This is a genomic window from Micromonospora echinospora, from assembly GCF_014203425.1.
Classification (GTDB): Bacteria; Actinomycetota; Actinomycetes; order Mycobacteriales; family Micromonosporaceae; genus Micromonospora; species Micromonospora echinospora_A.
In genome coordinates, this window is the sequence record NZ_JACHJC010000001.1 from 6,488,112 (window position 1) to 6,512,015 (window position 23,904).

Below are 23,904 nucleotides of genomic sequence, written 5' to 3' on the forward strand. Positions count from 1 at the left end.
CCGTTACATCCGCTCCGGCGCGGACACCCCGAGCAGGCGCAGACCGTTGGCGATGACCACCCGGGTGGCGTCGTTGAGCCAGAGCCGGGCCCGGTGGGTGTCGGTGATCTCCTCGTCGCCCTGCGGGGCGATCCGGCAGTTGTCGTAGAACCGGTGGTACGCCTGCGCGACGCTCTCCTCCAGGTAGCGCGCCACCCGGTGCGGCTCGCGCAGCTCGGCGGCGGTGGCCACCACCGCGGGGAACTCCGCGAGCGCCTTGAGCAGCTCGTTCTCCTTGTCGTGGCCGAGCAGCTCGGGCTGGAACGCGGCGGCGTCACCCCGGGTCAGCCCGATCTCGGCCGCGTTGCGGGCCACCCCGGCGGTCCGGGCGGCGACGTACTGGACGTAGTAGACCGGGTTGTCGTTCTTGGCCCGCGTCCACAGCTCCACGTCGATGTCGATGGGCGAGTCGGCCGAGTAGCGGGCCAGCGCGTACCGGGCCGCGTCCACGCCGATCGCGTCGACCAGGTCCTCCAGCGTGACCACGGTGCCGGCCCGCTTGCTCATCCGCACCGGGGCGCCGTCACGGACCAGGTTGACCAGCTGGCCGATGAGGATCTCCAGGTTGCGCGCCGGGTCGTCGCCGAAGCAGGCCGACATCGCCTTCATCCGGCCGATGTAGCCGTGGTGGTCCGCGCCCAGCATGATCACGACACGGTCGAAGCCGCGCTCCCGCTTGTTCAGGTAGTAGGCGCAGTCGGCGGCGAAGTACGTCCACTCGCCGTTGGACTTGCGCAGCACCCGGTCCTTGTCGTCGCCGAACTCGGTGGTGCGCAGCCAGGTCGCGCCCTCGGACTCGAAGACGTGACCCTGCTCCCGCAGCCGGGCCAGCGCCGCGTCCAGCGCGCCCTGGTCGTGCAGGTCCTTCTCGTTGAAGTAGGTGTCGAACTCCACCCCGAAGTCGCGCAGCGAGGACTTGATCTCGGCGAACATGAGCTGGACGCCCTCGGTCCGGAACACCGCCTCGGCGGCGTCCGGGGCGAGGTCGAGCACGTCCGGCCGGCGGCGGACCACCTCGGCGGCGATCTCGGCGATGTACGCGCCGCCGTAGCCGTCCTCCGGCGCGGGCTCGCCCTGCGCGGCGGCCAGCAGCGAGCGGGCGAACCTGTCGATCTGGGAGCCGGCGTCGTTGAAGTAGTACTCCGTGCCGACGTCGGCGCCGGTGGCGCGCAGCAGACGGCTGAGCGCGTCGCCGACCGCCGCCCAGCGGACCCCGCCGATGTGCACCGGGCCGGTCGGGTTCGCCGAGACGAACTCCAGGTTGATCCGCTGCCCGGCGAGGGTGTCGCTGCTCCCGTACGCCGGGCCGGCCTCGACGATGACCTTGGCGAGCTGGCCGGCGGCGGCCGCGTCGAGGCGGACGTTCAGGAAGCCCGGCCCGGCGATCTCCACCGATTTGATCCCCGGCGCCTTGGCCAGCTCGTCGGCCAGCGCGGTGGCCAGCTCCCGCGGCGGTACGCCGACCTTCTTGCTGAGCTGCAGCGCCAGCGTCGAGGCGTAGTCGCCGTGATCGGGATTACGGGGTCGCTCGACGGTGGTCTGCGCGGGCAGCGCGGCGCGGTCCAGCCCTCGCTCGTCGAAGACGGCGTGGGCTGCGGCGAGGACGACCTCGGCGAGTTCTGCGGGAGTCACTGATCCATGTTATCGGGGGTAGACTCGGGCACCGCGGGAGCGACCCAGCATGTGAACCGGCCCCGCGGTCCCCCTGACCGACCGACCTGACGAGGCACGATGAGCATCAGCACCCCGGGCGGCCCGGAGCGCCGTCCCACCGTGGTCAGCACCGGCAAGAAGCCGGCGGCCGGCCGGCCCGCGGCTGCCGACAAGCCCGCCGACAAGCCCGCCGCGAAGGCCGGCGCGGGCAAGGCCGGGGGTGGCAAGGGCACGCCACGGCCCGGTGCCGGCGGCAAGGGCCGCAAGCCGATCGCCCCGGTGAAGGTCAGCCAGGGTCGCTCGTGGGGCCCGATCGCCCTCTTCGTCGCGGTCGGCGTGCTGGCCGTGGGCATCGTCGGCGCCGGCGCCTGGGCGGTCTACCAGGGCGGCCAGCCGTGGGAGAAGCGGGCCCAGGCGATCGACGGCATCGTGGACTACCGCGAGAAGGACAAGGACCTGGTCAAGGGCGGCAACCACCAGCCCGGCGCGATCAAGTACGACGTCCTCCCGCCGGTCGGCGGCCCGCACAACCAGGCCTGGCAGAACTGCATGGGTGACGTCTACGACGCCCCGATCGCCAACGAGCACGCGGTGCACAGCCTGGAGCACGGCACGGTCTGGGTCACCTACCGCCCGGACCTGCCCGCCGACCAGGTGGAGAAGCTCAAGAGCAAGGTGCAGGGCAAGGAGAAGCTGATGCTCAGCCCGTTCGAAGGGCTGGACAAGCCGATCTCGCTGCAGGCCTGGGGCTACCAGCTCAAGGTCGACAACGCCGACGACGGCCGCATCGACGACTTCATCAAGACGCTGCGGGTGAACGCCTCGATCGAGGGCCCGAACGCGCTCTGCGACCAGGGCATCACGGCCACCGGCACCTCGCCGCGCGACAACCTGCAGAACACCATGCCCCAGCAGCCCACCCAGTAAGGACGACACCGCGATGACCGCTCCGGTGACCACCGACAGCGAGCTGGACGAGGCTCCGGCCGCCGACCAGGGCGGCCGGGGGGCGATGCGCCGCTACGGCCTGCCGGCGGTGGTCGCCGCCCTCGTGGTCGGGCTGCTCCTCGGGTACGCCGGCGGTCTGCTCACCCCGACGCTGACCCGGCCCGGTGAGAACTCGGCGGAGGCCGGGTTCGCCCGGGACATGACCGCCCACCACAACCAGGCCGTGGCCATGGGCCTGCTGGCGTTCAACCAGGGCCAGGACCCGGAGGTACGCCAGGTCGGCGTCGACATCGCCACCGGCCAGCAGGGCGAGATCGGCACCATGCAGACCTGGCTACGGTCCTGGAAGCTGGACCCGACCGGTGAGCAGGCGCCGATGGCGTGGATGTCGGACGGCGGCGGGCTGGTGAAGAACGGCCTGATGCCGGGCATGGCCACCCCGGAGGAGATGGCGAAGCTGCGCGCCGCGAGCGGCCGCGAGTTCGACGTGCTCTTCCTCCAGATGATGATCCGCCACCACATCGGCGGGGTGCACATGATCGACGGCATCCTCGACCAGGGGCGCGACGACGACGTGCTGGCGGTCGCGCAGATCATGAAGAACACCCAGCAGAACGACCTGACCAACCTGAGCGCGGCGCTGAAGCGCCTGGGCGGCACCCCGTAACACCCGCCGCCCCGCCCAATCCCCGAGGCCCGGTCCCCCTTCCCAGGGGCACCGGGCCTCACCCGTCCCGCCCCGCCCCGCCCCGGCCCGGCCCGGCCCGGCCCGGCGATCTTGCAGTTACTGCCCCGACCATGCCGGATTCGCCCCGTTACGCGGGGGCCGCAAGTGCAAGATCGCGGGAGGATGGGCGAGGACGGCCCGGGGGTCGGCCCGACAGGGCATCCCCGCCCGCCTCTCGCGTCCGCGCTCCCGGGTCCGTGCTTGATCGACACCTGTTCGGGGAGGTGGCGGTATCCCCATTCTTGATCCACGCCAGCTCGGGGAGGTGGCGCGGTCAGGGTGGGCGGGATGCAGCCACTTCGGCGAGGTGGAGTCGATCAAGAACGGGGTGATGTGTTCGGGCGGGCGGGCCGATCGAGGTGGGACGGAATGGCCGCGTCGAGGGTGGGGTGATGCGGGATGAGGGGTTTGTAACGGTTTGGGGTTAACGGGTCATTGTGGGGGTTGGAGAGTTTTCTACCCACATATCGTGACCAGTTGCGATTCGGGCTCGTTGCCCAAGACGTGGGGGTTGCACTCAGAGACGCAGGGCGGTCGGTGACCAGCTGGTGCCGACGCCACACCATCGGCGGTGACGGAGCGGTGGCAGCCGTCCGTCGCGGACTGCGGCAGGGCGAGCCGGGAACGCTCAGCCGCGAACAGGAACTCGAACTGATCGACGTGCTCCGGGGCGTCCACCCCGACGAGTTCGGCCTCGACGAGGAGCTCTGGACACGGCAGAGCCTGACCGACCTCATCGAGCGCCGGTTCGGGCTGACGATGGACGCCGGCACCGTCGGGGCGTACCTGCGGGCCTGGGGGCTCGGGCCGCGCGAGCCGCGCGAGCGGGCCTGCGGCCTGTGCGTCAGCGCGGTCGAGCGCTGGGTACGCAGCGAGTACCCGGCGATCACGCGGGCGGCCCAGGAGCACGCCGCCGAGGTCTACTGGATCGGCCGGGTACGCCTGCGCGGCACCATGCCCGCTGCCGACGTGGTCTCGGCGGTCTCCTCGCGGGGACGGGTGCGGTTCATGGTCACCACGCCGTCGGTGGACCCGCCGCTGCCCCGGGACTTCGTGCTGCGGCTCAGCGGCGCCGAGGAACGCACGGTGCACCTGATAGTGGACGGCTCGTGGCCGCGCAACGAGTGGCCCCGCCGGCTGCCCCGGCGCGTCGTGCTGCACCCGCTGCCGAGCTGCGGTCGCGCCGTCGCCGCCGCCTGATCCGACGAAGATCGACTCGCGGGATACCGATTCGGTGATCCGGGAGGGGGTTTGCTACTCTTCTCGGGTCGCTGAGCCCCCGTAGCTCAGGGGATAGAGCACCGCCCTCCGGAGGCGGGAGCGCAGGTTCGAATCCTGCCGGGGGCACCAGATCGGATCACCGCAAGGCCCTTGACCAGCCCGGTCGAGGGCCTTCGTCGTCTCCGGGGTGTGTTGAGCAGTTGTCCCCGAATTCGGGAATGTACAGGTCACAAGCTGGCTAACCTCGCGGTGAACGGGTCGAACCCCAGCACCTGCGAAGGCGAGCCAGTTGCCCGAGACTCCGTTGACCAACCGCCCCAAGATGCACACGGGCGTTCCCTCCTCCCTGACCACCGCGCAACGGTGGGTCCTGCGCGGCACCGCCGTCGCCGACGCCCCCTGCGGGCTGTGGTTCCTCGAAGCGGTGGCCGGCCGTACCGGCACCACGCCGGACGAGCCGATCGACGCGACGGTGGAGGAGCTGATCTCGCGCGGCTTCCTCGTCGACACCGCCGCCGGGCTGCGGCTGGCCTCGATCGCGCTGCGCGACGACGTACTGCGGGACACCCCGCCCTCGGTACGTCAGGCGCTGCGCGAGGCGGCGGCCGAGGTGCTCGCCGACGCCGGGCGCCCGGCCCAGGCCGCCCGGCAGCTCCTGCGGGTCCTGCCCGCGGTGAGCCGGTCCGCCCGGGCGCTGGCCGCGCGGCTGGCGGTCGACCCGGCGGTCGGTCCCAGCCTCGCCGCGGATCTGCTGCTGGCCACCCCGGCGCCCGGAGCGGCCGACGCGCGCCTGACCTGGCTGGTCGACGTCGCCGACAACCTCTACCTGGCCGGCCGGGTGGACGAGACGCTGCGCATGCTGCACCGGGAGGTCGCCGCCGACCGGTACGGGCCACTTCAGCGGGCGATGCTGCTCGGGCGGCTCGGCGCCTACTACGCGACCCAGCGCCCCTCGCTGTCCCTGACGTACCTCGGGCGGGCGCTGAACCAGGAGCTGGACGTCGCGGGGCGGAGCTGGACGCTCACCATGCTGGCGTCGCTGGCGGCCCGGTTCGGGCACCCCGACGCCGCCGAGCTGGTGGCGGCGGCGGAGCGGGCGCACGAGCGCAGCCCCTCCCCCGGCGGCGCCATCCGGCTGGCCCTGGCGAACGCGGCCCGGGCCACCGCCACCGGCGACCTGCACCGCGCCGCGCGGATCCTGCGGGAGGTGGACGCGGGCGAGCCGGCCGCCCGTACCCAGGCGATCTTCCTGCGCGTCGACCGGGTGGCGAACCAGATCGCGCTCGGCCGGCACGTCGACGCGACGACCGCGCTGGACAGCGTCGCCGCGGAGATCGACATGCTCGGCGCGGTGGCGCAGCCGCTGGTGACGGCGCTGGACTGCGTCCTGCGGCTGACCACCGGCGAGCTGGCCGAGGCGGAGGCCCGGGCCCGCCTCGCCCTGACCGGACGCGGTGCGGCCCTGCCGGCGCAGGCCCGGGCGGACCTGCTCGCCACTGTCGTGGAGGTGCTGCTGCGCCGCGGTGAGGTGGCCGCGGCCCGGGAGCTGCTGGCGCGGGAACGCCCCGCGGTGGGCTGGCCCGACGACATGCAGTGGTTCCGGCTCGGCTGCGCCGCCGCCGGCGACCCGGACCCGGGCCGGCACGCCGCGCTCCTGGGCGCCGCCTTCGCCGTGCCGGACCGCTCGATGGCGCCGGTGCTGCTGGTACCGCACCACGGTCCGCGACTGGTCCGCGCGGCGCTGGCGCTCGGCGACCGGCGCCGCGCCGAGACTCTCGCCGATCACCTGAAGCGAGCCGCCGGCATGGCGAACAACGCGCTCTGGCGTGGGGTGGCGCACCAGGTCGACGGGCTGCTGACCGGCGATCCGGCGGCGCTGCGCGCGGCGGTGCGGCTGCTCCGCACCACCTCCGCCCGGCCGGCCCTGGCCGACGCGCTGCACGACCTGGCGCGGTCGCCCGGGCTGCCGCCCGCGGAGGCGCCCGGCCTGCTCGCCGAGGCCGCCGCGATGTACACCCGGATGGGCGCCGCGGGCGGCGGGGACGGGACCCGGGACCAGGACGGCACGGCCGCGACCACTGCGGGCGACGACGCCGGCCGCCCGGCCGTGGCCGCGCTGACCCCCGCCGAGGTACGGGTGGCCGAGCTGCTCGCGATCGGCATGACGAAGCAGGAGGCGGCCCGGGACCTGTTCGTCTCGTTCCACACCGTCGACACCCACCTGCGCTCGATCTACGCCAAGCTCGGCGTCCACAACCGGGTGGAGCTGGCGCTGGTCTGGGAGTCCCGGGACAACGGCTGAGCGCGGACGCCACCGGGTCGTGGCGTCCGCGCCCAGCCGCGTTCTCAGTGCCGCTGCAGCGGGCTCTTCGTCTTCGGAAGCGCCTCGATCAGCTCGCGTGGCACGTTGATCGTGTCCGCGACCACCTCCGGCGGGACGTTCGCCAGCCACTGGGCGAGCGACACGTCCTCGAACTTCGCGGTCCGGAACAGCTCCAGGTAGACGAAGGGCTTGTCGCCGATGTTCTCGATGTAGTGGCCCATCGAGATCGGCACGTAGCCCACGTCGCCGGTCTCCATGTTGAAGGTGCGTGCGGTGCCGTGGTTGGCGAAGACGCCCATGCGTCCCTTGCCCGAGATCACGTACTGCATCTCCGCGCCGTTCGGGTGCCAGTGCAGTTCCCGCATCGCGCCGGGCTCGATCTCCACCATGGCGACGGTGGTGGTGATCGCCGCGGCGAAGTTGCTCGAGTCGGCGATCCGTACGCTGCCGCCCTCGAACTTCTCCGGCGTCTGGGCGAGCAGGCTGTGCTTGAACGTTCGGGGTACGTCGCCGGTGGGGCTGAAGACCCGGTCCTCGGCCAGCGGCGGCGGACTCTGGCCCGGGAAGATGTACCGCTCGGACTCGGCCGGGAAGTTGGCCATCTGCTGCATCGTCCAGCCGAAGTTCTTGGCGATGACCTCCCTCGGCACGTGCGAGAAGAAGTCGGTCACCTGAAACGTCGCGTCCTCGGAGTAGCAGCCGTCGTCGAAGACGAGCAGGAACTCCACGCCCTCGTCGTGCGCCTGGATGTGGTGCGGGATGCCGGCCGGGAAGTACCAGAGGTCACCCGCCTTGACGTCCTCCAGGAAGTTGCGGCCCTCCTGGTCCACGGCGGCGATCCGGCAGCTGCCGGTGAGGACGAAGGCCCACTCGGACTGGATGTGCCAGTGCAGTTCCCGGTACGCGCCGGGGTTGAGCTTCATGTTCACGATCGCCAGGTCGTGGGCGATCGGCAGGAGACGGTTGGTGACCTCCCGGGTCCAGCCGCCGCTCTCCTGGCGGGTGTGCGACAGCGAGAACGGAAACACCAGGTTGGGCATGAGCCCGTTGTCGGTCGACGGCGGATTCACCAGGTCCGGATGTGACTTGTCGATCGCCGGATTGCGCGGGACCGTTCCGACCATCTGGTGGTCCTTGGGCGATCCCATTCTGCGGCCGTCAGTGGAACTGGGCATGACGAATTTCCTTCCGGGTGTGGGCTGCCTCGTCGGCGGCCCGGGACGGGACGAACAACGCCCGCAGGTGCTCTGGGCTCTGAAAGGCCACCGCGAGCGGAATCGCGACACAGAGGAACAGCGACGCCGCAATGCTCCAGACCGGAGCATCCGTGGCGACTCCGGCGACGGCCAGCGTCGCGATCGAATAGAACGTGACGCGGAGTCTGGCGACGGGGAGCACGAACATGCGCTCGGCCTCCTTCGGCTTCGAGTCTTGCCGCCGAGACGCAATTGCGATGCTGCCGAATCGGATACGAATGGTGAATAACGCGATCGCGCTATTCACCGGAAACGACAGGAAACACTTTTCCCGGCACTTCCGCGCATCGCGCGCACCAGCGGTTTCACGGGCGCAGCCAGGGGTAGGGAGGGCGATGTCCAACAACGCTGAGGATCGCTGGCGGGTGGGGGAATACGACTTCCACGTACCGTTTCTGGCGCTTGCGCTCGCCACCGGCCTCGCCGGTGTGGTCGACGCATTCTCATTCCTCAAGTACAAGGTGTTCGTGGGTATTCAGACCGGCAACGTGGCGTTCGTCGGAATGGGTGCCGCCGATCACTTTCCGCCCTGGCCGGCAGCGGTGGCGTCACTTGTCGCGTTCGGCCTCGGTGGCCTGCTCGGCGCCGGGATCCGCCGCCTGCGCCCGGCCGGCCCGCTGACTCCGCCGGGCATGGAACTGCTCGCCATGCTGGCGCTGCTGGTGCTCTGGGGGCTGGTGGACCGGTCCCTCGACTCGGGTCGCGACTCGCTGACCGAGCGCACCGTCCTGGCCGCGCTGCTGGCGTTCCCGGTCGGCATCCTCGGCGGGCTCATCGTCCGCACGTTCGGCGTGCAGACCGCCACGTCGTACCAGACCGGAACCGTGCTGCGCACCACGAAGGGCATCGCCGACTGGGTGTTCGAGCCGGAGGGCCGGGCCGCGGCCGGGCGGCTCGCCGCGACCGGCCTGCTCTGCCTGGTCAGCTACGCGATCGGCGGGTTCGTGGGTGCGGCCACCGAGACCCGCCCGATCTGGACCATGATCGTCACCTGGGGCCTGGCCGTCGTGCTCATCGCGTCCACCTGGGGCAAGCACCCGCCGGCGGCGGTGACCCGGCGGCGCTGACGCGCACCGGGCTCACCCGGCCTCGCGCCGGGCCTTGGCGCGCCGCTTGCCCTCGTGCATCGCCTGTACCCGGGCCACCGGAATGGTCCGCCCCTGCTCGACCAGATCCGCCGGCAGCCGCTGCGGCGCGGGCAGCGCCTGCGCCCAGGGATCCCGGTCGCCCAGCAGCGCGGGCACGCTCCGCACGGTGAAGTCGGCCGGGCTCGCGCTCTCCAGGTCGGTCCAGCCCACCGGGTACGACACCGGGGCGCCGGGCCGGATCCGCGGGCTGTAGGCGGCCACCACTGTCGCCCCGTACGCCCGGGTGGAGTCGACGAAGACGCGGCCGCCGCGGTCGGCGACGATGAACGCGGTGGTCGCGGCCGCCGGGTCGAGCCGTTCGGTACGGACGGCGAGCGCCCGCGTCGCGGCGGCGGCCTCCTCCGCCGTGGTGGCCGGGTCGACCGGCACGATCACGTGCAGCCCCTTCGCCCCGCTCGTCTTCACCGCGCCGACCAGCCCGGCGTCGGCGAGCGCCTGCCGGACCAGCAGCGCGACCCGCACGGCGGCCGGGAACGAGTCCCCCTCCGGCGGGTCCAGGTCGAGCACCAGGTGGGTCGGGTGCTCGGGCTGCCCGGCGCGGCCGAGCGTCGGGTGGTACTCGACCGCCCGCTGGTTGGCGAACCAGAGCAGCGTCCGCCGGTCGTCGCAGAGGGCGTACGAGATCCGCCGGTGCGACGCCTCGGCCCACACCTCGGTGCGGCGGACCCACTCGGGCGTGTACTTCGGCAGGTTCTTCTGCATGAACGGCTCCTGGCCGGGCCGCACGCGCAGCACCGACAGCGGCCGGTCGCGCAGTTCCGGCAGGATCCGGTCGCACATCGCGTCGAGGTAGTCGACCAGGTCGCGTTTGGTCGCGCCGGCACCGTCGAACAGCGGCTGGTCGAGGTTGGTCAGCGACACTCCGGCCCGGGTCTCGTCGGCTGCGCCCATCGGACCACCTTCCCGGGCCGGGCCCGGCTCGGCAACCCCGACACGGTGCCCGGCGCACTTCGGCGGCCGGCACCTGCGACGATCGGGGCGTGGGCGAGGAAGAGGCGAACCGGTGCGGGTCCGGCCCGGCGGAGCAGGCGAGCGCCTGCACGGTGCGGGAGGCGCTGGACCGGGTGGGCGGGAAGTGGGCCATCGGCATCCTGATCGCCGCCTCGGCCGGCCCGGTCCGCTTCACCGAGCTGGAGCGCCGGGTGGAGGGGATCAGCCGCCGGATGCTCACGCTGACGCTGCGCAACCTGGAACGGGACGGGCTGCTGCACCGGCACGTCCACCCCTGTGTGCCGCCGAAGGTCGAGTACACGGCCACCCCGATGGCCCGCGAGCTGCACGACTCTCTGGTGGCGCTGACCAGTTGGGCCGAGCGGCACCGGGAGGCGATCAGCGCGGCCCGGGCCGAGTACGACAGCAGGCACGGCCGCCCACCGGCCTGACTCAGTCCCGTACCCGCGTCGCCCAGTCGATGTGGTGGTCGAACAGCCAGGCCTGGGCGGCGCCGCCGTCGCGCGCCAGGTAGCGGGCGGCGAGCGGCATGCCCAGGTCCCGGACCAGCCGTCCGACAGGGCCGGCGACCTTCGTGGTGCTGGTCCGCCGCCCCTGCGCGACGACCCGCTCCACCCGGTCACGACGCAGCCGCTCGTAGGCCCGGAACGCGGCCGGCACGTCCGGCAGGTCGCGCAGGCAGCGGGCGAGCTGGACGGCGTCCTCGAAGGCCATCGCCGCGCCCTGCCCGGAGGAGGGGGCGGCGGTGTGCGCCGCGTCGCCGATCACGATCATGCGATCGCGGTGCCAGACCGGCACCGAGGGCAGGTCGTACGTCGGCCAGCCGTACTCGATCCGCGCGGTGTGGTCGAGGATCCGCGCCGCCGGTCCCGGATCGGCTGCGAGCAGCGCGCGCAGCCGGGACCGGGCCTCGTCCGGGCCGATCGCGGCGAGCTGCTCCCGGCTCGGCTCGACCGGCTGCGGCGGGTTGGCGAACCACCAGACCTCGTCCTCCCCCACCACGATCCAGCAGAAGAAGCAGCGCCGGCCGAACATCATCTGCATCACGCCGCGCTCGTCGGGCAGGCGCAGCCCTCGGGCGAAGCCACCGGCGTTCAGCAGCGGCACGTAGCGCGGCGCGGGCGCGGCCGGGTCGATCAGCGCGCGGACCCGGGAGCGCAGCCCGTCGGCGCCGACGAGCAGGTCACCGTGGGCGGTCCGGCCGTCGGCGAACCGGGCGGTCACCCCGCCGCCGGTCGTCTCGGCACCGGTCAGCCGCGCGCCGTGGACGAACTCGACGCCCCGGCGCAGCGCCTCGTCGCGCAGTGCCCGGTAGAGGTCGGAACGGCCGACGGTACGGCTGCCGGGGGCGCCGAACTCGGCGAGCCGGCGCCCTCTGTGGTTGTGCATGAGCATCCGGGGTGTCGGGTGTCCGAGCCCGGCCACCAGGTCGTCGAGGTCGATCGCGCGCAGCGCGTCGAGCCCGTTGGCCGAGAGCGTGAGGAACGCGCCCACCCCGACCGCGTCACGCGGGTACGCCTCGTACACCGAGGCATCGATGCCGGCGCGCCGCAGCGCCATGGCGGCGACCGGGCCGGCCAGCCCGGCGCCGACGACGACAACATTAGTCATGTAATGACTATACATAGAATGACTATGCCGCGACAGGGGGCACCTAGGGTGGGGCCATGACGGTTCGTCGCTCGCCGCTGGCGATGATGGTGCTGGCCCTCCTGGTCGAGGAGCCGATGCACGCGTACCGGATGCAGCAGCTCATCCGGGAGCGGGAGAAGCAGGACGTGGTGAACGTCGCGCAGCGCAACAGCATCTACCAGACCATCGAGCGGCTGCGCCGGGACGAGCTGATCCGGGTCGCCGAGACCAGGCGCGAGGAGGGACGGCCGGAGCGCACCGTGTACGCGCTCACGCCAGCCGGCCGCCGCACGCTCGACGGGTGGCTCGCCGACGCGCTCGCCACCCCCGCCCGGGAGTTCCCGGAGTTCCCCGCCGCGCTGTCGTTCCTGCCGATCCTGCCGCCCGAGGAGGCGGCCCGGCGGCTCGACCAGCGGGCCGCCGCCATCGAGGCACGGTTGCGCGAGCGTGAGGCGGCACTGGCCGGGGTACGACTGCCCCGGCTCTTCCTGATCGAGGACGAATACCAGCTCACAGTGCTCCGCGCCGAACTGGACTGGGTACGCGGGCTCGTCGCCGACCTGCGCTCCGGCACGCTCACCTGGTCGGGCGAGTGGCTGGCGGACTGGACCGGCACATCGTCCTGATCCTGCGGAAACGGGCCTTTGTGGCGAACACCACGCCCCTGATCTGACCGATCGGTCAGCACCTGACCGATCGGTCAGGCATGCTGGAGGACATGGCGCGCCCGACCCCGGCCACCCACGACGAGCTGCTCACCGCGGCGGCTCGCCGGTTCGCCGTCACCGGCTACAAGGGCACCTCGCTCCAGGACATCGCCCGCGAGGTCGGCTGCTCCAAAGCCACAGTGCTCTACCACTTCGCCAGCAAGGACGCGCTGCTCGGTGAGCTGATGGCCCCGGCCATCGCGATGCTGGAGGAACTCGACGCCCGGATCGCCGAGCACACCGGCGCGGACGCCCAACGCGTCGCGGCGGAAGGCTTCGTCGACCTGGCGGTCCGCTTCCGCCGCGAGATCGCGCTGCTGCGGGGCGAGTTCTCCGACCTGCTCCAGCAGCCCACGTTCATGCACATCCAGCAGATCTCCGAACGGCTGGTCGCGGCGTTCGCCGGCTTCTCCGACCGGCCCGAGGCCCGCGTCGCGGCGCTCGTCGTGCTCGCCGGCATCGCCGAGACCTGCGGCGAATTCCTGGACATCCCGGACGAACAGCTCCGTCCCGCGCTGCTCGCCGTGGCGTACCGCGCGCTCGAAGTCTCCAACTGATCCGAACCCCGAGGACAAGGAAGGTCCATGGCGACCCTGCTGTACCGGCTCGGCCGGGCATCTCTGCGCCGACGGCGACTCGTCGCCGTCATCTGGCTCGTCGTACTCGTCGGCCTCGGCCTGGCCGCGGCCACGCTGCGGGGCCCGACGGCGAGCAACTTCACCATGCCGGGCACCGAGTCGCAGAAGGCGATCGACCTGCTCGCCGACCGCTTCCCGGCCGCCAGTGGCGCCACCGGCACGATCGCGATCAAGGCGCCACAGGACGGCGCCCTCACCACACCCGCCGGTCAGGCGGTGGTCAAGCAGGTCACCGAGGAGGCGGCCACGCTGCCCGGCGTGGTCGGCGCGGTCGACCCGTACCAGGCGCAGGCGCTCACCCCGGACGGCCGGTACGCGCTGATCCAGGTGCAGTTCGCCGGCGGGGCCGACGAGGTCACCGACGAGCAGCGCGAGGCCTACGAGAAGGTCGGCGAGCAGGCCGAGGCGCAGGGCTGGCAGATCGCCCCCGGCGGCGAGGTGCTCAACGGTGAGCCGGAGGTCGGCTCGACCGAGGCGATCGGCGTGCTGGTCGCGGCGATCGTCCTGGTCATCACGTTCGGCTCGCTCGTGGCGGCCGGCATGACCATGCTGAACGCGCTGATCGGCGTGGGCGTCGGCATGGCCGGCCTGTACGCGCTCAGCGGCGCGATCGAGCTGACCAGCACCGCGCCCATCCTGGCGCTCATGCTCGGCCTCGCGGTCGGCATCGACTACTCGCTGTTCATCACCTCCCGGCACCGGCAGAACCTGCTCGACGGGCACTCCCCCGAGGAGGCGGTCGGCCGGGCGGTCGGCACCGCCGGCTCGGCGGTGGTCTTCGCCGGCGCCACGGTGGTGGTGGCGCTCGCCGGCCTGGCCGTGGTCGGCATCCCGTTCCTCACCGTGATGGGCCTGGCCGCGGCCGGCACCGTGACAGTGGCCGTGCTGGTGGCGATCACGCTGGCCCCGGCGCTGCTCGGCTTCGCCGGCAACAGGGCGCTCCCGCGCAAGCTGCGTGACCGCAAGGCGGTCGAGGACCCGGCCACCGGCTCGGAGGACCGCTCCGGCTTCGGCTTCCGCTGGGCGAACTGGGTCACGAAGCTGCGCATCCCGGTCATCCTGGTCGGGCTGCTCGGCCTCGGCCTGCTCGCGATCCCGGCCCAGGACATGCGCCTGGCGCTGCCGGACGCCTCCGCCGCCGCCGAGGGCACCCCGGCCCGGGTCAGCAGCGACCTGATCCGGGAGGGCTTCGGCCCCGGCTTCACCGGCCGGCTCGCGGTCGTGGTGACCGCCGACTCGCCGCAGGACACCCAGGCCGCCCTGCCGCAGGTCACCGCGCTGATCCAGAAGACCGACGGGGTGCTCGCGGTGGCTCCGCCGCAGGTCGACCCGTCGGGGCGTACCGCGCTGCTCGGCGTGATCCCGGAGACCGGGCCGACCGACGAGGCCACCGAGACGGTCGTGCACGACATCCGCAAGCAGGTCGCCGGCATCCAGAACGCCGACGTGCTGCTCACCGGCGTCACCGCGGTCGGCATCGACGTGTCCGAGAAGCTCTCCGACGCGCTGCCGGTCTACCTGCTGCTGGTGGTGGGCCTGTCGATCCTGCTGCTGATGCTGGTGTTCCGGTCGATCCTGGTGCCGGTCAAGGCGGCGCTGGGCTTCCTGCTCACCGTGGCGGCCACGTTCGGCATCACCGTCGCGGTGTTCCAGCAGGGCCACCTGGCCGACCTGGTCGGCCTGGACACCCCGGCCCCGCTGGTCAGCTTCCTGCCCATCCTGCTGATCGGCATCCTGTTCGGGCTGGCCATGGACTACGAGGTCTTCCTGGTCTCCCGGATGCGCGAGGACTTCGTGCACGGCGACACCGCGCAGCAGGCCACCATCAACGGCATGGGGCACGGCGCCCGGGTGGTCACCGCCGCCGCGCTCATCATGATCTCGGTGTTTGGCGGCTTCGTCTTCCTGGAGGACCCGATCATCAAGTCGATGGGCTTCGCGCTCGCGATCGGTGTCGCCATCGACGCGTTCGTGGTCCGGATGACCATCGTGCCGGCGGTCATGTCGCTGCTGAACAACGCGGCCTGGTGGCTGCCGCGCTGGCTCAACAAGATCCTGCCGAACGTGGACGTCGAGGGTGAGGGCCTGCGCGCCCACCTCGCCGACAAGCAGCACGCCGAGGTGTGAGCCGTACCGGGTGGGGTCCGACGGGGCCCCACCCGGTCACACCCCCGCCGGGTACGTCTCCATCTCGCCCGGCGTCACGTGCGCCGGCAGCGGGTGCAGCGCCGTGGTCTCGTCGCACCAGACGAGCGCGTCGTAGCGCTCGCCCAGCCGGGTCGGCACGTAGTTGCCCCAGGACTCGAAGCTCGGGTCGTACACCACCCCGATGGCCCGGTGGTCCGCCTCGCCGGTCACCCACTCCGGCTGGTCGTCGCCGCCGAAGACCAGCACCGCCCGGTCCGGCATCAGCTCGTGCAGCCGGTGCTCCACCGAGCCCTCCCGGGCCGGCGGCACCACCATCGCCTCGGCCGGGGAACCCCAGCGCGGTGCGGCTATCACGCTGCCGCGCCAGCTGCCGAAGCCGACGAGCGCCACTGCTTCCCGGCCGTGCCGTTCCCGGCCGAGCTGCCCGATGTTGACCATCCCGTCCGCCGCCATGTCGGTGGCCCGCGCGTCGCCGACGTGCGTGTTGTGCGCCCACACGATGCCCCGCGAGCCCGGCCCGTACCGGTCGAGCAGCCGGTCGAGCGTGTCGGCCATGTGGATGTCCCGGACGTTCCACGACTCGGGGCCGCCGCCGACCATGGCCCGGTAGTACCGCTCCGCGCCGGCCACCACCTCCGCGTTCTGCCAGGCCGAGAAGCGGTCCGGGCCGTCCGCGGCGGCCTGTTCCCGGGTACGCGCCAGCAGCCGGACCACCTCCTCCTCACACCGGGCGGAGACGAACCGGCTGGCCATCCCGTACTCCTCGACGCGCTTGCCGTACGGCTCGAAGCAGCGGTACGCCTCCTGGGCCGCCTCCAGCGAGGCCGGGTCCTCCTCGCCCAGGTAGTCGAAGATGGCCTGCATCGACTCCCAGAGGGAATACACGTCCAAGCCGTGGAAGCCGGCCCGCTCCCGCTCCGGGCGTTCCAGGTTCCACGCCCGCAGCCAGCGGCAGAAGCGGGCCACCTCGGCGTTCGCCCACATCCAGGTCGGCCAGCGTTCGAACCGTTCCAGCGCGGCCAGCGGATCGGCCGACCCTCCGGGGGCTCCCACCACCGACCGGTGCACCCGGTCGCAGTCCGGCCAGTCCCCCTCCACCGCGACGAAGTCGAAACCCTGTTCGGCGATGAGCCGCCGGGTCAACTGCTCCCGCAGCCGGTAGTAGTCGTAGCTGCCGTGCGTCGCCTCGCCGATCATCACCACGCGGGCGTCCCGCACGCGCTCCAGCAAGGGATCGAAGTCGCTCGGCGCGCCGAGCCGCTGTACCAGCATGTTCGCGGCTACCCCGGCCCTGCCGGGACAAACCGCAGCCCGGACCCGGCGGCGGGCATGCCGCCGGGCCCAGCGGGTAGCCGGGCGGCATGACAGTCACCGGCGCGCAGTTGCAGGAGTTCCTGGCCGGGCTGGACTACCCGGTCTCCCGGGAGGACCTGGTCCGCTGGGGCCAGGAGAACGGCGCCAGCACCGACGCGCTCCAGGCGCTGCGGACGTTGCCGGCCGAGGAGTTCGAGACCCCGGCCGAGCTGGGCGAGGCGATAGTCACGCTCGCCGGCTGAGCGGCGCGTGCAGCAGCCGGAACAGCACCAGCCACTGTTCCGGCCAGACCAGCCCGACCGGGGTGTCCGGCGCGATCCGCGCGGCCCGCAACGCGCCGTCGACCCGCGGCCGGGGGTGGCCCGCGCGCAGCGAGGCCGCGAGCGAGCCGCCGACTCCGCCGAAGCCCAGCTCCACCATCCGCCGGTACGCGGGCAGCGCCGCCGGTGCCACGAGTGGCGTCGTCCGGCGCTCCAGCCGCAGGATGCCCCCGTCCACCCCCGGCACCGGCCGGAACGCGGCCCGGGGCACCCGCCCGGCCAGCCGCCAGTGGTATTCCGGCCAGGTGAGCACCGCGAGCCGGCTCCACCGGCCGTGGTCGCCGGTGCGCTTGCGGGCGTAGTCGAGCTGGGTGAGCAGCGTCGCGGTACGCAGCCCTGGTGCGGCCAGGCACCAGCGGACCACCGCTGCGGTGAGCGACCAGGGGATGTTGCCCGCCACCGAGAACGGCCCGGCGGGCGGGGGCGCGGCCAGGAAGTCGGCCGCCCGTACCTCGACGTTCGGCAGCGGCGCGCAGGCCGCTGTCAGCTCGGGCAGCACGGCCGGGTCGACCTCGTACGCGATCAGCCGCCCGCACCGCGCGGCGAGCGGCCGGGTCAGCCGGCCGCGCCCGGCGCCGACCTCCAGCAGCAGGTCGTCCGGGTCGGGCCGGACCGCGCGGATCATCCGCGCGACGGCGGCCGGGTCGGCGAGGAAGTTCTGGGACAGTACGCGACGGGACCGGTCGCGTGCGGTGGTTCGGCGGGGCGCCACGGGTTCGTCCTGTCTGTCGCCGGACGGCGACGGGTACGGACCGCTGCGCGGGTGTCCCCCGCCGTCGAGGCGGCGTGGGGCGGATCGGGCGGGCGGTCCGAGCGGATCGGGACTCGGACGACCCTGGGGAGTGGCCGGGACGCGGCGCATGCTTGAGACGGCCACCTCAACGAGGTGGCGTGGTCGAACCACGGGTACCGCCACCTCGGCGAGATGGCACGACCGGCGCCCCTCGGGGCGGGTCGGGAACCGGCGGTCAGGTCAGACGCGGGCGGCGTACCGGCCGGCCAGGGCCGGGCGCCGGAACCGCGGACGGGCGTCCAGGAGGAGCCCACACGCGGCCGGCGCGGCGGCCACGCGGATCAGGGCATGCGTGAACATGCCGCCACGCTAACGACCGGGTCCCGCCCGGGCGACCGCTTTTCTACAGGTCGACGGTGCGTCCCTGCGCCCGGGCGGTCTGGGCGGCGTCGAGCACCGCCACCACCTCGCGGCCGAACCGCACGTCGCAGCGGTGGTCGCGGGTGCCCGCGTCGACCTCCTCCAGCAACTGGTCGAGCGCGGCGCCGAACGCCTGGAGCGCGCTGCCGTCGCCGGGCGGCACCGTCTCGGTGCCGTTCTCGCCGAAGAAGACGAAGTCCCGGGTGACCGCCTCGGACGGCGCGTCCAGGGTGAGCGACAGCGAGCTGGTGGCGCCGCCGTCGTGAGTGAGCAGCAGGTGCACCAGGCCGCTCGGGCCGTCCATCGCGGCGACCCGGGTGACCCGGCCGAGCACCGGCAGGATCAGCGACAACGCGTGCGGGCCGATGTCCCAGAGCGCGCCGCGCTCCCGCCGCCAGGTCGAGTCGCCGTACGGGTTCCCCGGCTGGAAGATCGACGCGAACATGGTGGCGCGGGCGTGCTGCCAGCCGCCGGCCGCGGCGGTCGAGGCGAGGAACCCGGTGACGTTCGGGTGGAAGCGCTGGGTGAAGAAGACCACCGAGGCCACACCGGACGCCTGAGCCGCGTCGACCACCCGGTCGGCGCCGGCGAGGTCGAGCGCCAGCGGCTTGTCCAGCAGCAGGTGCCGCCCGGCGGTGGCGGCGCGGACGGCGATGTCGGCCTGCACATCCGGCGGGAGCGCCACGGCGATCGCGTCGCAGGCGTCGATCAGCGCGTCCACGTCGGTGAAGGCCGGTACGCCGTGCCGGGTGGCCAGTTCCTCCGCCTTGGCGGGGTTGCGCCCCCACACGCCCGCGAGCCGGGCCCGCGGATGCGCCTCGATGGCCGCCGCGTGCGTCTGCGCCGCCCAGTAACCCGTGCCGAACAACCCGAACCGCACCCGGACCCCCTGCCGTCGACGCCCGCCACCGGCCTACGCCGGGACCGTGATCCACGCTAGTCCTCCAGCCCGTCCGGCGCGCCTCGACCCGGCGGGCGGGCAGCTACTACACCGGTTAGTAGGCTGTGCCGGTGAACGACACTGTGTCGACGACCGTCGCGGCGGCCGCCGGATCCCCGGTGGACGGGCCGCTCGCCACGGTCGCGATCGTGATCTCGCTGGCGGTCGCGCTCTGGGCCCTGGTGGCTGCGGTACGCCACCGGCCGCCGGACCGGATCCAGTTCGTCGGCCTGGCCGTGCTGGAGGTGGCGCTGCTCGCGCTGACCGTGGTCGCGCTCGTCGCGCTCGGCGGCGGGGAGCGGCCGGGCGAGCCCGGCGCGTTCTTCGGCTACCTGGCGACGCTCGTCTGCCTGCCGCCGCTGGCCTGGGTGCTGGCCCGGATGGAGCCGACCCGCTGGGGCTCGGCGATCGTCTGCGCGATCTGCCTGGTCACGCCGGTCGTGGCGGTCCGGCTCCAGCAGACCTGGGAGGCAGTCGGTGGCTGAGACCACGACGCCGCAGCGCGCCACCAACCGCGGTCCGGGCCGGCTGCTGATCGCTGTCTACATCGTCTTCGCCATCGCCGCGACCTCGCGGGCCGGCTTGCAGATCGCCACGAAGTTCGACGAGGCGCCGGTGGCGTACGTGCTGTCCGCGGTGGCGGCGCTGATCTACATCGTGGCGGCGGTCGGGCTGGCCCGGGCCGGGCACGCCGGCCGCCGGGTCGCGCTGGCCTGCTGCGCCGTCGAACTGGTCGGCGTGCTCGGCGTCGGCGTGCTGAGCATCGCCGACAGGGAGCTGTTCCCGGACGAGACGGTCTGGTCCGGCTTCGGCAGCGGCTACGGATACGTGCCGCTGGTGCTGCCGGTGCTCGGCCTGTTCTGGCTCTGGCGCACGCGGCGCGACCCCGCCTGAGCGGGATCGCGCCGGGAAGGGCTGGGCCCGGTCAGTCCTTCGGGCCGCCGGCGACGTAGATGACCTGGCCGGACACGAACGACGCGCCCTCGCCGACCAGGAACGAGATGGTGTGCGCGACGTCCTCCGGGCGGCCGGGGCGGCGTACCGGGATCTCGGCGGCGGCGTGCTTCTTGAGATCGTCGAAGTCGACCTTCATCCGCGCCGCGGTGGCGGCGGTCATGTCGGTGACGATGAAGCCCGGCGCGACCGCGTTGACTGTGACCCCGAACGGGCCCAGCTCGATCGCGAGCGTCTTGGTGAGGCCCTGGAGCCCGGCCTTGGCGGCCGAGTAGTTCGCCTGGCCCCGGTTGCCCAGGGCGGAGGTGCTGGACAGGTTGACGATCCGGCCCCACTTCGCCTCGACCATGTGCTTCTGCGCGGCCTGGCTGAACAGGAACGCGCCGCGCAGGTGCACGCCCATGACCGTGTCCCAGTCACTGTCGGCCATCTTGAACAGCAGGTTGTCCCGCAGCACGCCGGCGTTGTTGACCAGCACCGTCGGGGCGCCCAGTTCGGCGGCGACCCGCTCCACGGCGGCTTCGACCTGGGCCCGGTCGGACACGTCGGCGCCGACGCCGAGCGCCCGGCCACCGGCCGAGCCGATGGCGTCCACTGTCTCCTTGGTGGCGGACTCGTCGATGTCGACCACGGCGACGGCCATGCCGTCGGCCGCCAGCCGGCGGGCGGTCGCCGCCCCGATGCCGCGCGCGGCTCCGGTCACGATGGCGACGCGGGGCTCCTCCGACATGCTTACCTCCCGGTAACTTGTGGCTCGATCGAAGGAGCTTAACCCGCCGGTACGCCGCGCCTACCGCTCGTGGCCCCGGCGGAGCCGGATCCACCGGTAGCCGTACCCGCCGAGCTTGAGCCGGTCGAGCTTGCCCACGTCCTCGTAGTTGCGGTCGCTCAGCACGTCGATGGGCAGGTCCGCCTCCGGCGCCAGCGTGCTCAGGTCCACCTCGACGTCTTCAGTGCCGAGGTTGTGCAGGAAGACCATCGTCCCGGTACGCCCGTCGGCGCGGTGCGCGAGCACGCCCGGCGGCATCACCACGTCGATGTGGGTGGTGCTGCCCGAGCCGGTCTCCGGCGCCTCCCGCAGCGTCCGGATCATCCGCTCGAACCAGCCGAGCAGCGACCGCGGGTCCTTGCGCTGGGCGGTGACGTTGACCTTCTGGTAGCCGTACTCGCCCTTGTCGATGACCGGGCGGACCAGCTTCTCCGGCTCCGCGGTGGAGAAGCCGGCGTTGTCGGCGTAGGACCACTGCATCGGGGTACGGATCGCGTCGCGCCCGTCCAGCGACAGGTCCTCTCCCATCCCGATCTCCTCGCCGTAGCGCAGCACCGGCGTGCCGCGCAGCGAGAACTGGAGCGAGTACGCCAGTTCGATGTGCCGGCGGTCGTTGCCGAGCATGGGCGCGAGGCGGCGGCGGATACCCCGGCCGTAGAGCTGCATGTTCTCGTCCGGCCCGAACTTCTCCAGCACGTCGTTGCGCTGGTCGGCGGTGAGCTTCGACAGGTCGATCTCGTCGTGGTTGCGCAGGAAGGTCGCCCACTGGCCGCCGGTGGGCAGCTTCGGGGTGTCGCGCAGCGCGTCGATGATCACCTCCGGGTCCTCCCGGGCCAGGGCGAGCATCAGGCGGCCGTTGAGCATGAAGTCGAAGAGCATGTGGATCCGGTTGCCCGAGCCGCTGCCGTCGCCGAAGTAGACGGGCAACTCGTCCGGCTCGACGTTCGCCTCGGCCAGCAGGACCGCGTCGCCGCGCCGCCACTGCACGTGCTGCCGCAGGTCGGTGAGGAAGTCGAAGTCCTTCGGTGAGTTCGGGTTGCCCGGCTCGGTGCGCTCGATGATGAACGGCGCCGCGTCCATCCGGAAGCCGGCGACGCCGAGCTGGAGCCAGAACGACGTGATCTTCTTGATCTCCGCGCGGACCTTCGGGTTCTCGATGTTCAGGTCCGGCTGGAACTTGTAGAAGCGGTGGTAGAACCACGCCTTGGCGGTCCGGTCGTAGGTCCACGTCTCGTGCTGCTCGCCCGGGAAGACCATGCCCTGGTGGCGGTCGGCCGGCTCGTGGTCGGCCCAGACGTACCAGTCCCGGTACGGCGAGTCGGGCGAGGACCGGGCGGACTGGAACCACGGGTGCTGGTCCGAGGTGTGGTTGACCACCAGGTCGATGATCACCCGGATGCCCCTGTTGCTCGCCTGGTGCAGCAGCTCGGCGAAGTCGCCGAGCGTGCCCAGCCGCGGGTCGACGTTGTAGAAGTCGGTCGCGTCGTACCCGTCGTCCTCGTTCGGCGACGGATGGATCGGGTTCAGCCAGAGACACGTCACCCCGAGCCGGGCCAGGTAGTCCAGGCGCCCGATCACGCCCTGGAAGTCACCCACCCCGTCGCCGTCGGAGTCCGCGAAAGTGTCGACGTCGAGGCAGTAGACGACCGCCTCCTGATACCACCTGTCACCCATGCGAGGACTACTTCTCCGAACGCGCGCGGCGGCAAACCCGGTACGGTGCCGGGATGAGCGAGGAGGCTTACGACTGGTCCGCCGGCACCTGGCTGAACCCGCCCGAGCGGGCCGAACCGGACGGTCGCGGCCTGCTTGTCGAGCCGCGCGGCGGCAGCGACTTCTGGCGGCGCACCAGCTACGGCTTCGTGCACGACGACGGCTCGGCGCTGCTCGCGCCGTTCGGCGTGGACAGCGCCGTCGAGGTGTCGTTCCTGCTCGACTACTCCGTCCAGTTCGACCAGGCCGGCGTGCTGGTGCGGGTGGACGAGCGGCGGTGGGCCAAGGCCGGGGTCGAGGTGAGCGACGGCGTCGCGCAGGTCGGCGCCGTGGTCACCGACGAGTTCTCCGACTGGTCGGTGGCGCCGGTGCCGCAGTGGTCCGGCCGGGAGGTGACGGTCCGGGTGAGCCGGACCGGCGACGCGCTGACCGTCCGGGCCCGGTGCGACGACGAGCCGTGGCGGCTGGTCCGCGTCGCGCCGCTCGACCCGGCGGCGCAGGCGTCGGCCGGACCGTACTGCTGCTCGCCCAGCCGAGGCGGCCTGCTGGTCCGCTTCACCGGCTGGCGGCGGGGTCCGGCGGACGCCGCGCTGCACCCGGAGGGCTGAGTCACAGGTGTGACGGCCGCCGGTCCGGGTAACACCTTCGGATCCCCAGCTCTCGCGTGGAAGGACCGACATGGCCCTGGCCCAGGACGTCGACCCGAACCAGTTCACCGGGCTGACCGGCTGGGTGGCGAGTGTGATCGACTCGCTCGGCGCGGTCGGTGTGGCGTTCCTGGTGGCGCTGGAGAGCATCATCCCGCCGATCCCGAGCGAGATCGTGCTGGCGATGGCCGGCTACCTGGCCGCCGAGGGCCGGTTCAACCTGGTGCTCATCGTGGTCGCCGCGACGGTCGGCTCGCTGATCGGCGCGCTGGTGCTCTACTGGCTCGGCGCGGCACTCGGCGAGGAGCGGCTCAAGCGCTGGCTGGACCACATTCCGCTGGTCGAACTGGAGGATCTGGAGAAGGCCGACCGCTGGTTCGAGCGGCACGGCCGGTGGGCGGTGCTGATCGGCCGGGTGGTGCCGGTGGTCCGCAGCCTGGTCTCGATCCCGGCCGGCGCGAACCGGATGCCGCTCGGCGAGTTCGTCCTGCTCACCACGCTCGGCAGCGGGGTGTGGAACGCCCTGATCGTCGGCGCCGGCTACGTCCTCGGCTCGCGGTGGGAGGACGTCGACAGGTACAGCCAGTGGTTCAACTACGCGATCTTCGCCGTCTTCGGTTTCATGATCGTGAGCTGGGCGGTCAAGAAGGTGCGCCGACGGCGCGCCCGGCAGTCGGTGACCACCGGGCGCTGACCGCGGCGC

The 23,904-nt window shown here is 72.6% G+C and carries 23 protein-coding genes, 1 tRNA gene and 1 pseudogene; 15 read left to right on the forward strand and 10 right to left on the reverse strand.

From position 1 onward, the window contains the following. Positions 1-3: 3 nt before the first annotated feature. Positions 4-1,671 carry an arginine--tRNA ligase gene (gene argS, locus FHU28_RS29165; protein ID WP_184688082.1) on the reverse strand — a complete coding sequence of 556 codons (1,668 nt, stop codon included), beginning with the start codon at positions 1,669-1,671 and terminating at the stop codon, positions 4-6. Between the two features lie 99 nt (positions 1,672-1,770). Between argS and FHU28_RS29170 the strand changes: the two genes are divergently transcribed. The 5 genes from FHU28_RS29170 (at position 1,771) to FHU28_RS29190 (ending at position 6,890) form a co-directional block, all read left to right on the forward strand. Next, a complete protein-coding gene (locus tag FHU28_RS29170; RefSeq protein ID WP_184688084.1) occupies positions 1,771-2,619 on the forward strand; it encodes a thioredoxin-like domain-containing protein in 849 nt (282 codons plus the stop codon). 13 nt (positions 2,620-2,632) lie between these two features. Next, positions 2,633-3,307: a DUF305 domain-containing protein gene (locus FHU28_RS29175; RefSeq protein ID WP_184688086.1), complete on the forward strand. Its 675-nt coding sequence runs from the start codon at positions 2,633-2,635 to the stop codon at positions 3,305-3,307. 564 nt (positions 3,308-3,871) lie between these two features. Then, positions 3,872-4,567 (forward strand): winged helix-turn-helix domain-containing protein, encoded by a 696-nt coding sequence (locus tag FHU28_RS29180; protein WP_184688088.1) that lies wholly within the window; start codon positions 3,872-3,874, stop codon positions 4,565-4,567. Positions 4,568-4,642: 75 nt separating this feature from the next. Then, positions 4,643-4,717 (forward strand) — tRNA-Arg (locus tag FHU28_RS29185). Positions 4,718-4,877: 160 nt separating this feature from the next. Next, complete coding sequence (locus FHU28_RS29190) at positions 4,878-6,890, forward strand: helix-turn-helix transcriptional regulator (protein ID WP_260413188.1); 2,013 nt, start codon at positions 4,878-4,880, stop codon at positions 6,888-6,890. Between the two features lie 44 nt (positions 6,891-6,934). On the opposite strand, the gene FHU28_RS29195 is transcribed toward FHU28_RS29190, so the two are convergent. Both FHU28_RS29195 and FHU28_RS32920 read right to left on the reverse strand, forming a co-directional pair. Next, positions 6,935-8,035, reverse strand: a complete 1,101-nt coding sequence (locus FHU28_RS29195) for a cupin domain-containing protein (RefSeq protein ID WP_116511663.1) — start codon at positions 8,033-8,035, stop codon at positions 6,935-6,937. Positions 8,036-8,069: 34 nt separating this feature from the next. Then, a complete protein-coding gene (locus FHU28_RS32920) occupies positions 8,070-8,510 on the reverse strand; it encodes a hypothetical protein (protein WP_260413189.1) in 441 nt (146 codons plus the stop codon). Between FHU28_RS32920 and FHU28_RS29205 the strand changes: the two genes are divergently transcribed. Continuing rightward, complete coding sequence (locus tag FHU28_RS29205; protein WP_184688089.1) at positions 8,503-9,234, forward strand: DUF1275 family protein; 732 nt, start codon at positions 8,503-8,505, stop codon at positions 9,232-9,234. The two genes, FHU28_RS32920 and FHU28_RS29205, sit on opposite strands and share 8 nt — an antisense overlap. A 12-nt stretch (positions 9,235-9,246) precedes the next feature. On the opposite strand, the gene ligD is transcribed toward FHU28_RS29205, so the two are convergent. Next, complete coding sequence (gene ligD / locus FHU28_RS29210; RefSeq protein ID WP_184688091.1) at positions 9,247-10,206, reverse strand: non-homologous end-joining DNA ligase; 960 nt, start codon at positions 10,204-10,206, stop codon at positions 9,247-9,249. Positions 10,207-10,295: 89 nt separating this feature from the next. Between ligD and FHU28_RS29215 the strand changes: the two genes are divergently transcribed. After that, positions 10,296-10,697 carry a winged helix-turn-helix transcriptional regulator gene (locus FHU28_RS29215; protein ID WP_184688093.1) on the forward strand — a complete coding sequence of 134 codons (402 nt, stop codon included), beginning with the start codon at positions 10,296-10,298 and terminating at the stop codon, positions 10,695-10,697. A 1-nt stretch (position 10,698) separates the two neighbouring features. On the opposite strand, the gene FHU28_RS29220 is transcribed toward FHU28_RS29215, so the two are convergent. Next, the gene (locus FHU28_RS29220) at positions 10,699-11,877 is read right to left on the reverse strand and encodes an FAD-dependent oxidoreductase (protein ID WP_184688095.1); all 1,179 of its coding nucleotides are present in this window, start codon (positions 11,875-11,877) and stop codon (positions 10,699-10,701) included. Between the two features lie 56 nt (positions 11,878-11,933). On the opposite strand from FHU28_RS29220, the gene FHU28_RS29225 reads away from it, so the two are divergent. From FHU28_RS29225 to FHU28_RS29235, 3 genes are all read left to right on the forward strand, one after another. Continuing rightward, positions 11,934-12,524 carry a PadR family transcriptional regulator gene (locus tag FHU28_RS29225; protein WP_221453324.1) on the forward strand — a complete coding sequence of 197 codons (591 nt, stop codon included), beginning with the start codon at positions 11,934-11,936 and terminating at the stop codon, positions 12,522-12,524. Between the two features lie 92 nt (positions 12,525-12,616). After that, positions 12,617-13,162: a TetR/AcrR family transcriptional regulator gene (locus FHU28_RS29230; RefSeq protein ID WP_184688096.1), complete on the forward strand. Its 546-nt coding sequence runs from the start codon at positions 12,617-12,619 to the stop codon at positions 13,160-13,162. A gap of 27 nt (positions 13,163-13,189) precedes the next feature. Continuing rightward, positions 13,190-15,370 carry an MMPL family transporter gene (locus FHU28_RS29235; RefSeq protein ID WP_184688098.1) on the forward strand — a complete coding sequence of 727 codons (2,181 nt, stop codon included), beginning with the start codon at positions 13,190-13,192 and terminating at the stop codon, positions 15,368-15,370. Between the two features lie 36 nt (positions 15,371-15,406). Here FHU28_RS29235 and FHU28_RS29240 read toward each other — a convergent pair whose 3' ends face one another. Beyond that, entirely contained in the window at positions 15,407-16,663 is a 1,257-nt protein-coding gene (locus FHU28_RS29240; RefSeq protein WP_184688100.1) for an erythromycin esterase family protein, read from the reverse strand. A gap of 89 nt (positions 16,664-16,752) precedes the next feature. On the opposite strand from FHU28_RS29240, the gene FHU28_RS29245 reads away from it, so the two are divergent. Next, positions 16,753-16,947 (forward strand): DUF2795 domain-containing protein, encoded by a 195-nt coding sequence (locus FHU28_RS29245; protein WP_184688102.1) that lies wholly within the window; start codon positions 16,753-16,755, stop codon positions 16,945-16,947. Here FHU28_RS29245 and erm read toward each other — a convergent pair. Continuing rightward, positions 16,931-17,737 (reverse strand): ErmE/ErmH/ErmO/ErmR family 23S rRNA (adenine(2058)-N(6))-methyltransferase, encoded by an 807-nt coding sequence (gene erm, locus FHU28_RS29250; protein ID WP_184688104.1) that lies wholly within the window; start codon positions 17,735-17,737, stop codon positions 16,931-16,933. The two genes, FHU28_RS29245 and erm, sit on opposite strands and share 17 nt — an antisense overlap. 424 nt (positions 17,738-18,161) lie before the next feature. Further along, the gene (locus FHU28_RS29255; protein WP_184688106.1) at positions 18,162-19,058 is read right to left on the reverse strand and encodes a Gfo/Idh/MocA family protein; all 897 of its coding nucleotides are present in this window, start codon (positions 19,056-19,058) and stop codon (positions 18,162-18,164) included. Positions 19,059-19,189: 131 nt separating this feature from the next. Between FHU28_RS29255 and FHU28_RS29260 the strand changes: the two genes are divergently transcribed. Together FHU28_RS29260 and FHU28_RS29265 are read left to right on the forward strand one after the other, a co-directional pair. Further along, positions 19,190-19,603: a hypothetical protein gene (locus tag FHU28_RS29260; protein ID WP_376700845.1), complete on the forward strand. Its 414-nt coding sequence runs from the start codon at positions 19,190-19,192 to the stop codon at positions 19,601-19,603. Then, a pseudogene (locus tag FHU28_RS29265) lies at positions 19,596-20,071 on the forward strand (hypothetical protein). Before FHU28_RS29260 ends, FHU28_RS29265 begins: the two are co-directional and overlap by 8 nt. On the opposite strand, the gene fabG reads toward FHU28_RS29265, so the two are convergent. Both fabG and FHU28_RS29275 read right to left on the reverse strand, forming a co-directional pair. Beyond that, complete coding sequence (gene fabG / locus FHU28_RS29270; RefSeq protein ID WP_184688112.1) at positions 20,044-20,802, reverse strand: 3-oxoacyl-ACP reductase FabG; 759 nt, start codon at positions 20,800-20,802, stop codon at positions 20,044-20,046. The pseudogene FHU28_RS29265 and the gene fabG sit on opposite strands and share 28 nt — an antisense overlap. Before the next feature lie 60 nt (positions 20,803-20,862). Beyond that, entirely contained in the window at positions 20,863-22,515 is a 1,653-nt protein-coding gene (locus tag FHU28_RS29275; protein WP_184688114.1) for an alpha-amylase family protein, read from the reverse strand. A 53-nt stretch (positions 22,516-22,568) separates the two neighbouring features. Between FHU28_RS29275 and FHU28_RS29280 the strand changes: the two genes are divergently transcribed. Together FHU28_RS29280 and FHU28_RS29285 are read left to right on the forward strand one after the other, a co-directional pair. After that, positions 22,569-23,162 carry a DUF1349 domain-containing protein gene (locus tag FHU28_RS29280; protein WP_184688116.1) on the forward strand — a complete coding sequence of 198 codons (594 nt, stop codon included), beginning with the start codon at positions 22,569-22,571 and terminating at the stop codon, positions 23,160-23,162. A gap of 70 nt (positions 23,163-23,232) precedes the next feature. Further along, positions 23,233-23,895 carry a DedA family protein gene (locus FHU28_RS29285; RefSeq protein WP_184688118.1) on the forward strand — a complete coding sequence of 221 codons (663 nt, stop codon included), beginning with the start codon at positions 23,233-23,235 and terminating at the stop codon, positions 23,893-23,895. The last annotated feature ends 9 nt before the right edge of the window (positions 23,896-23,904 follow it).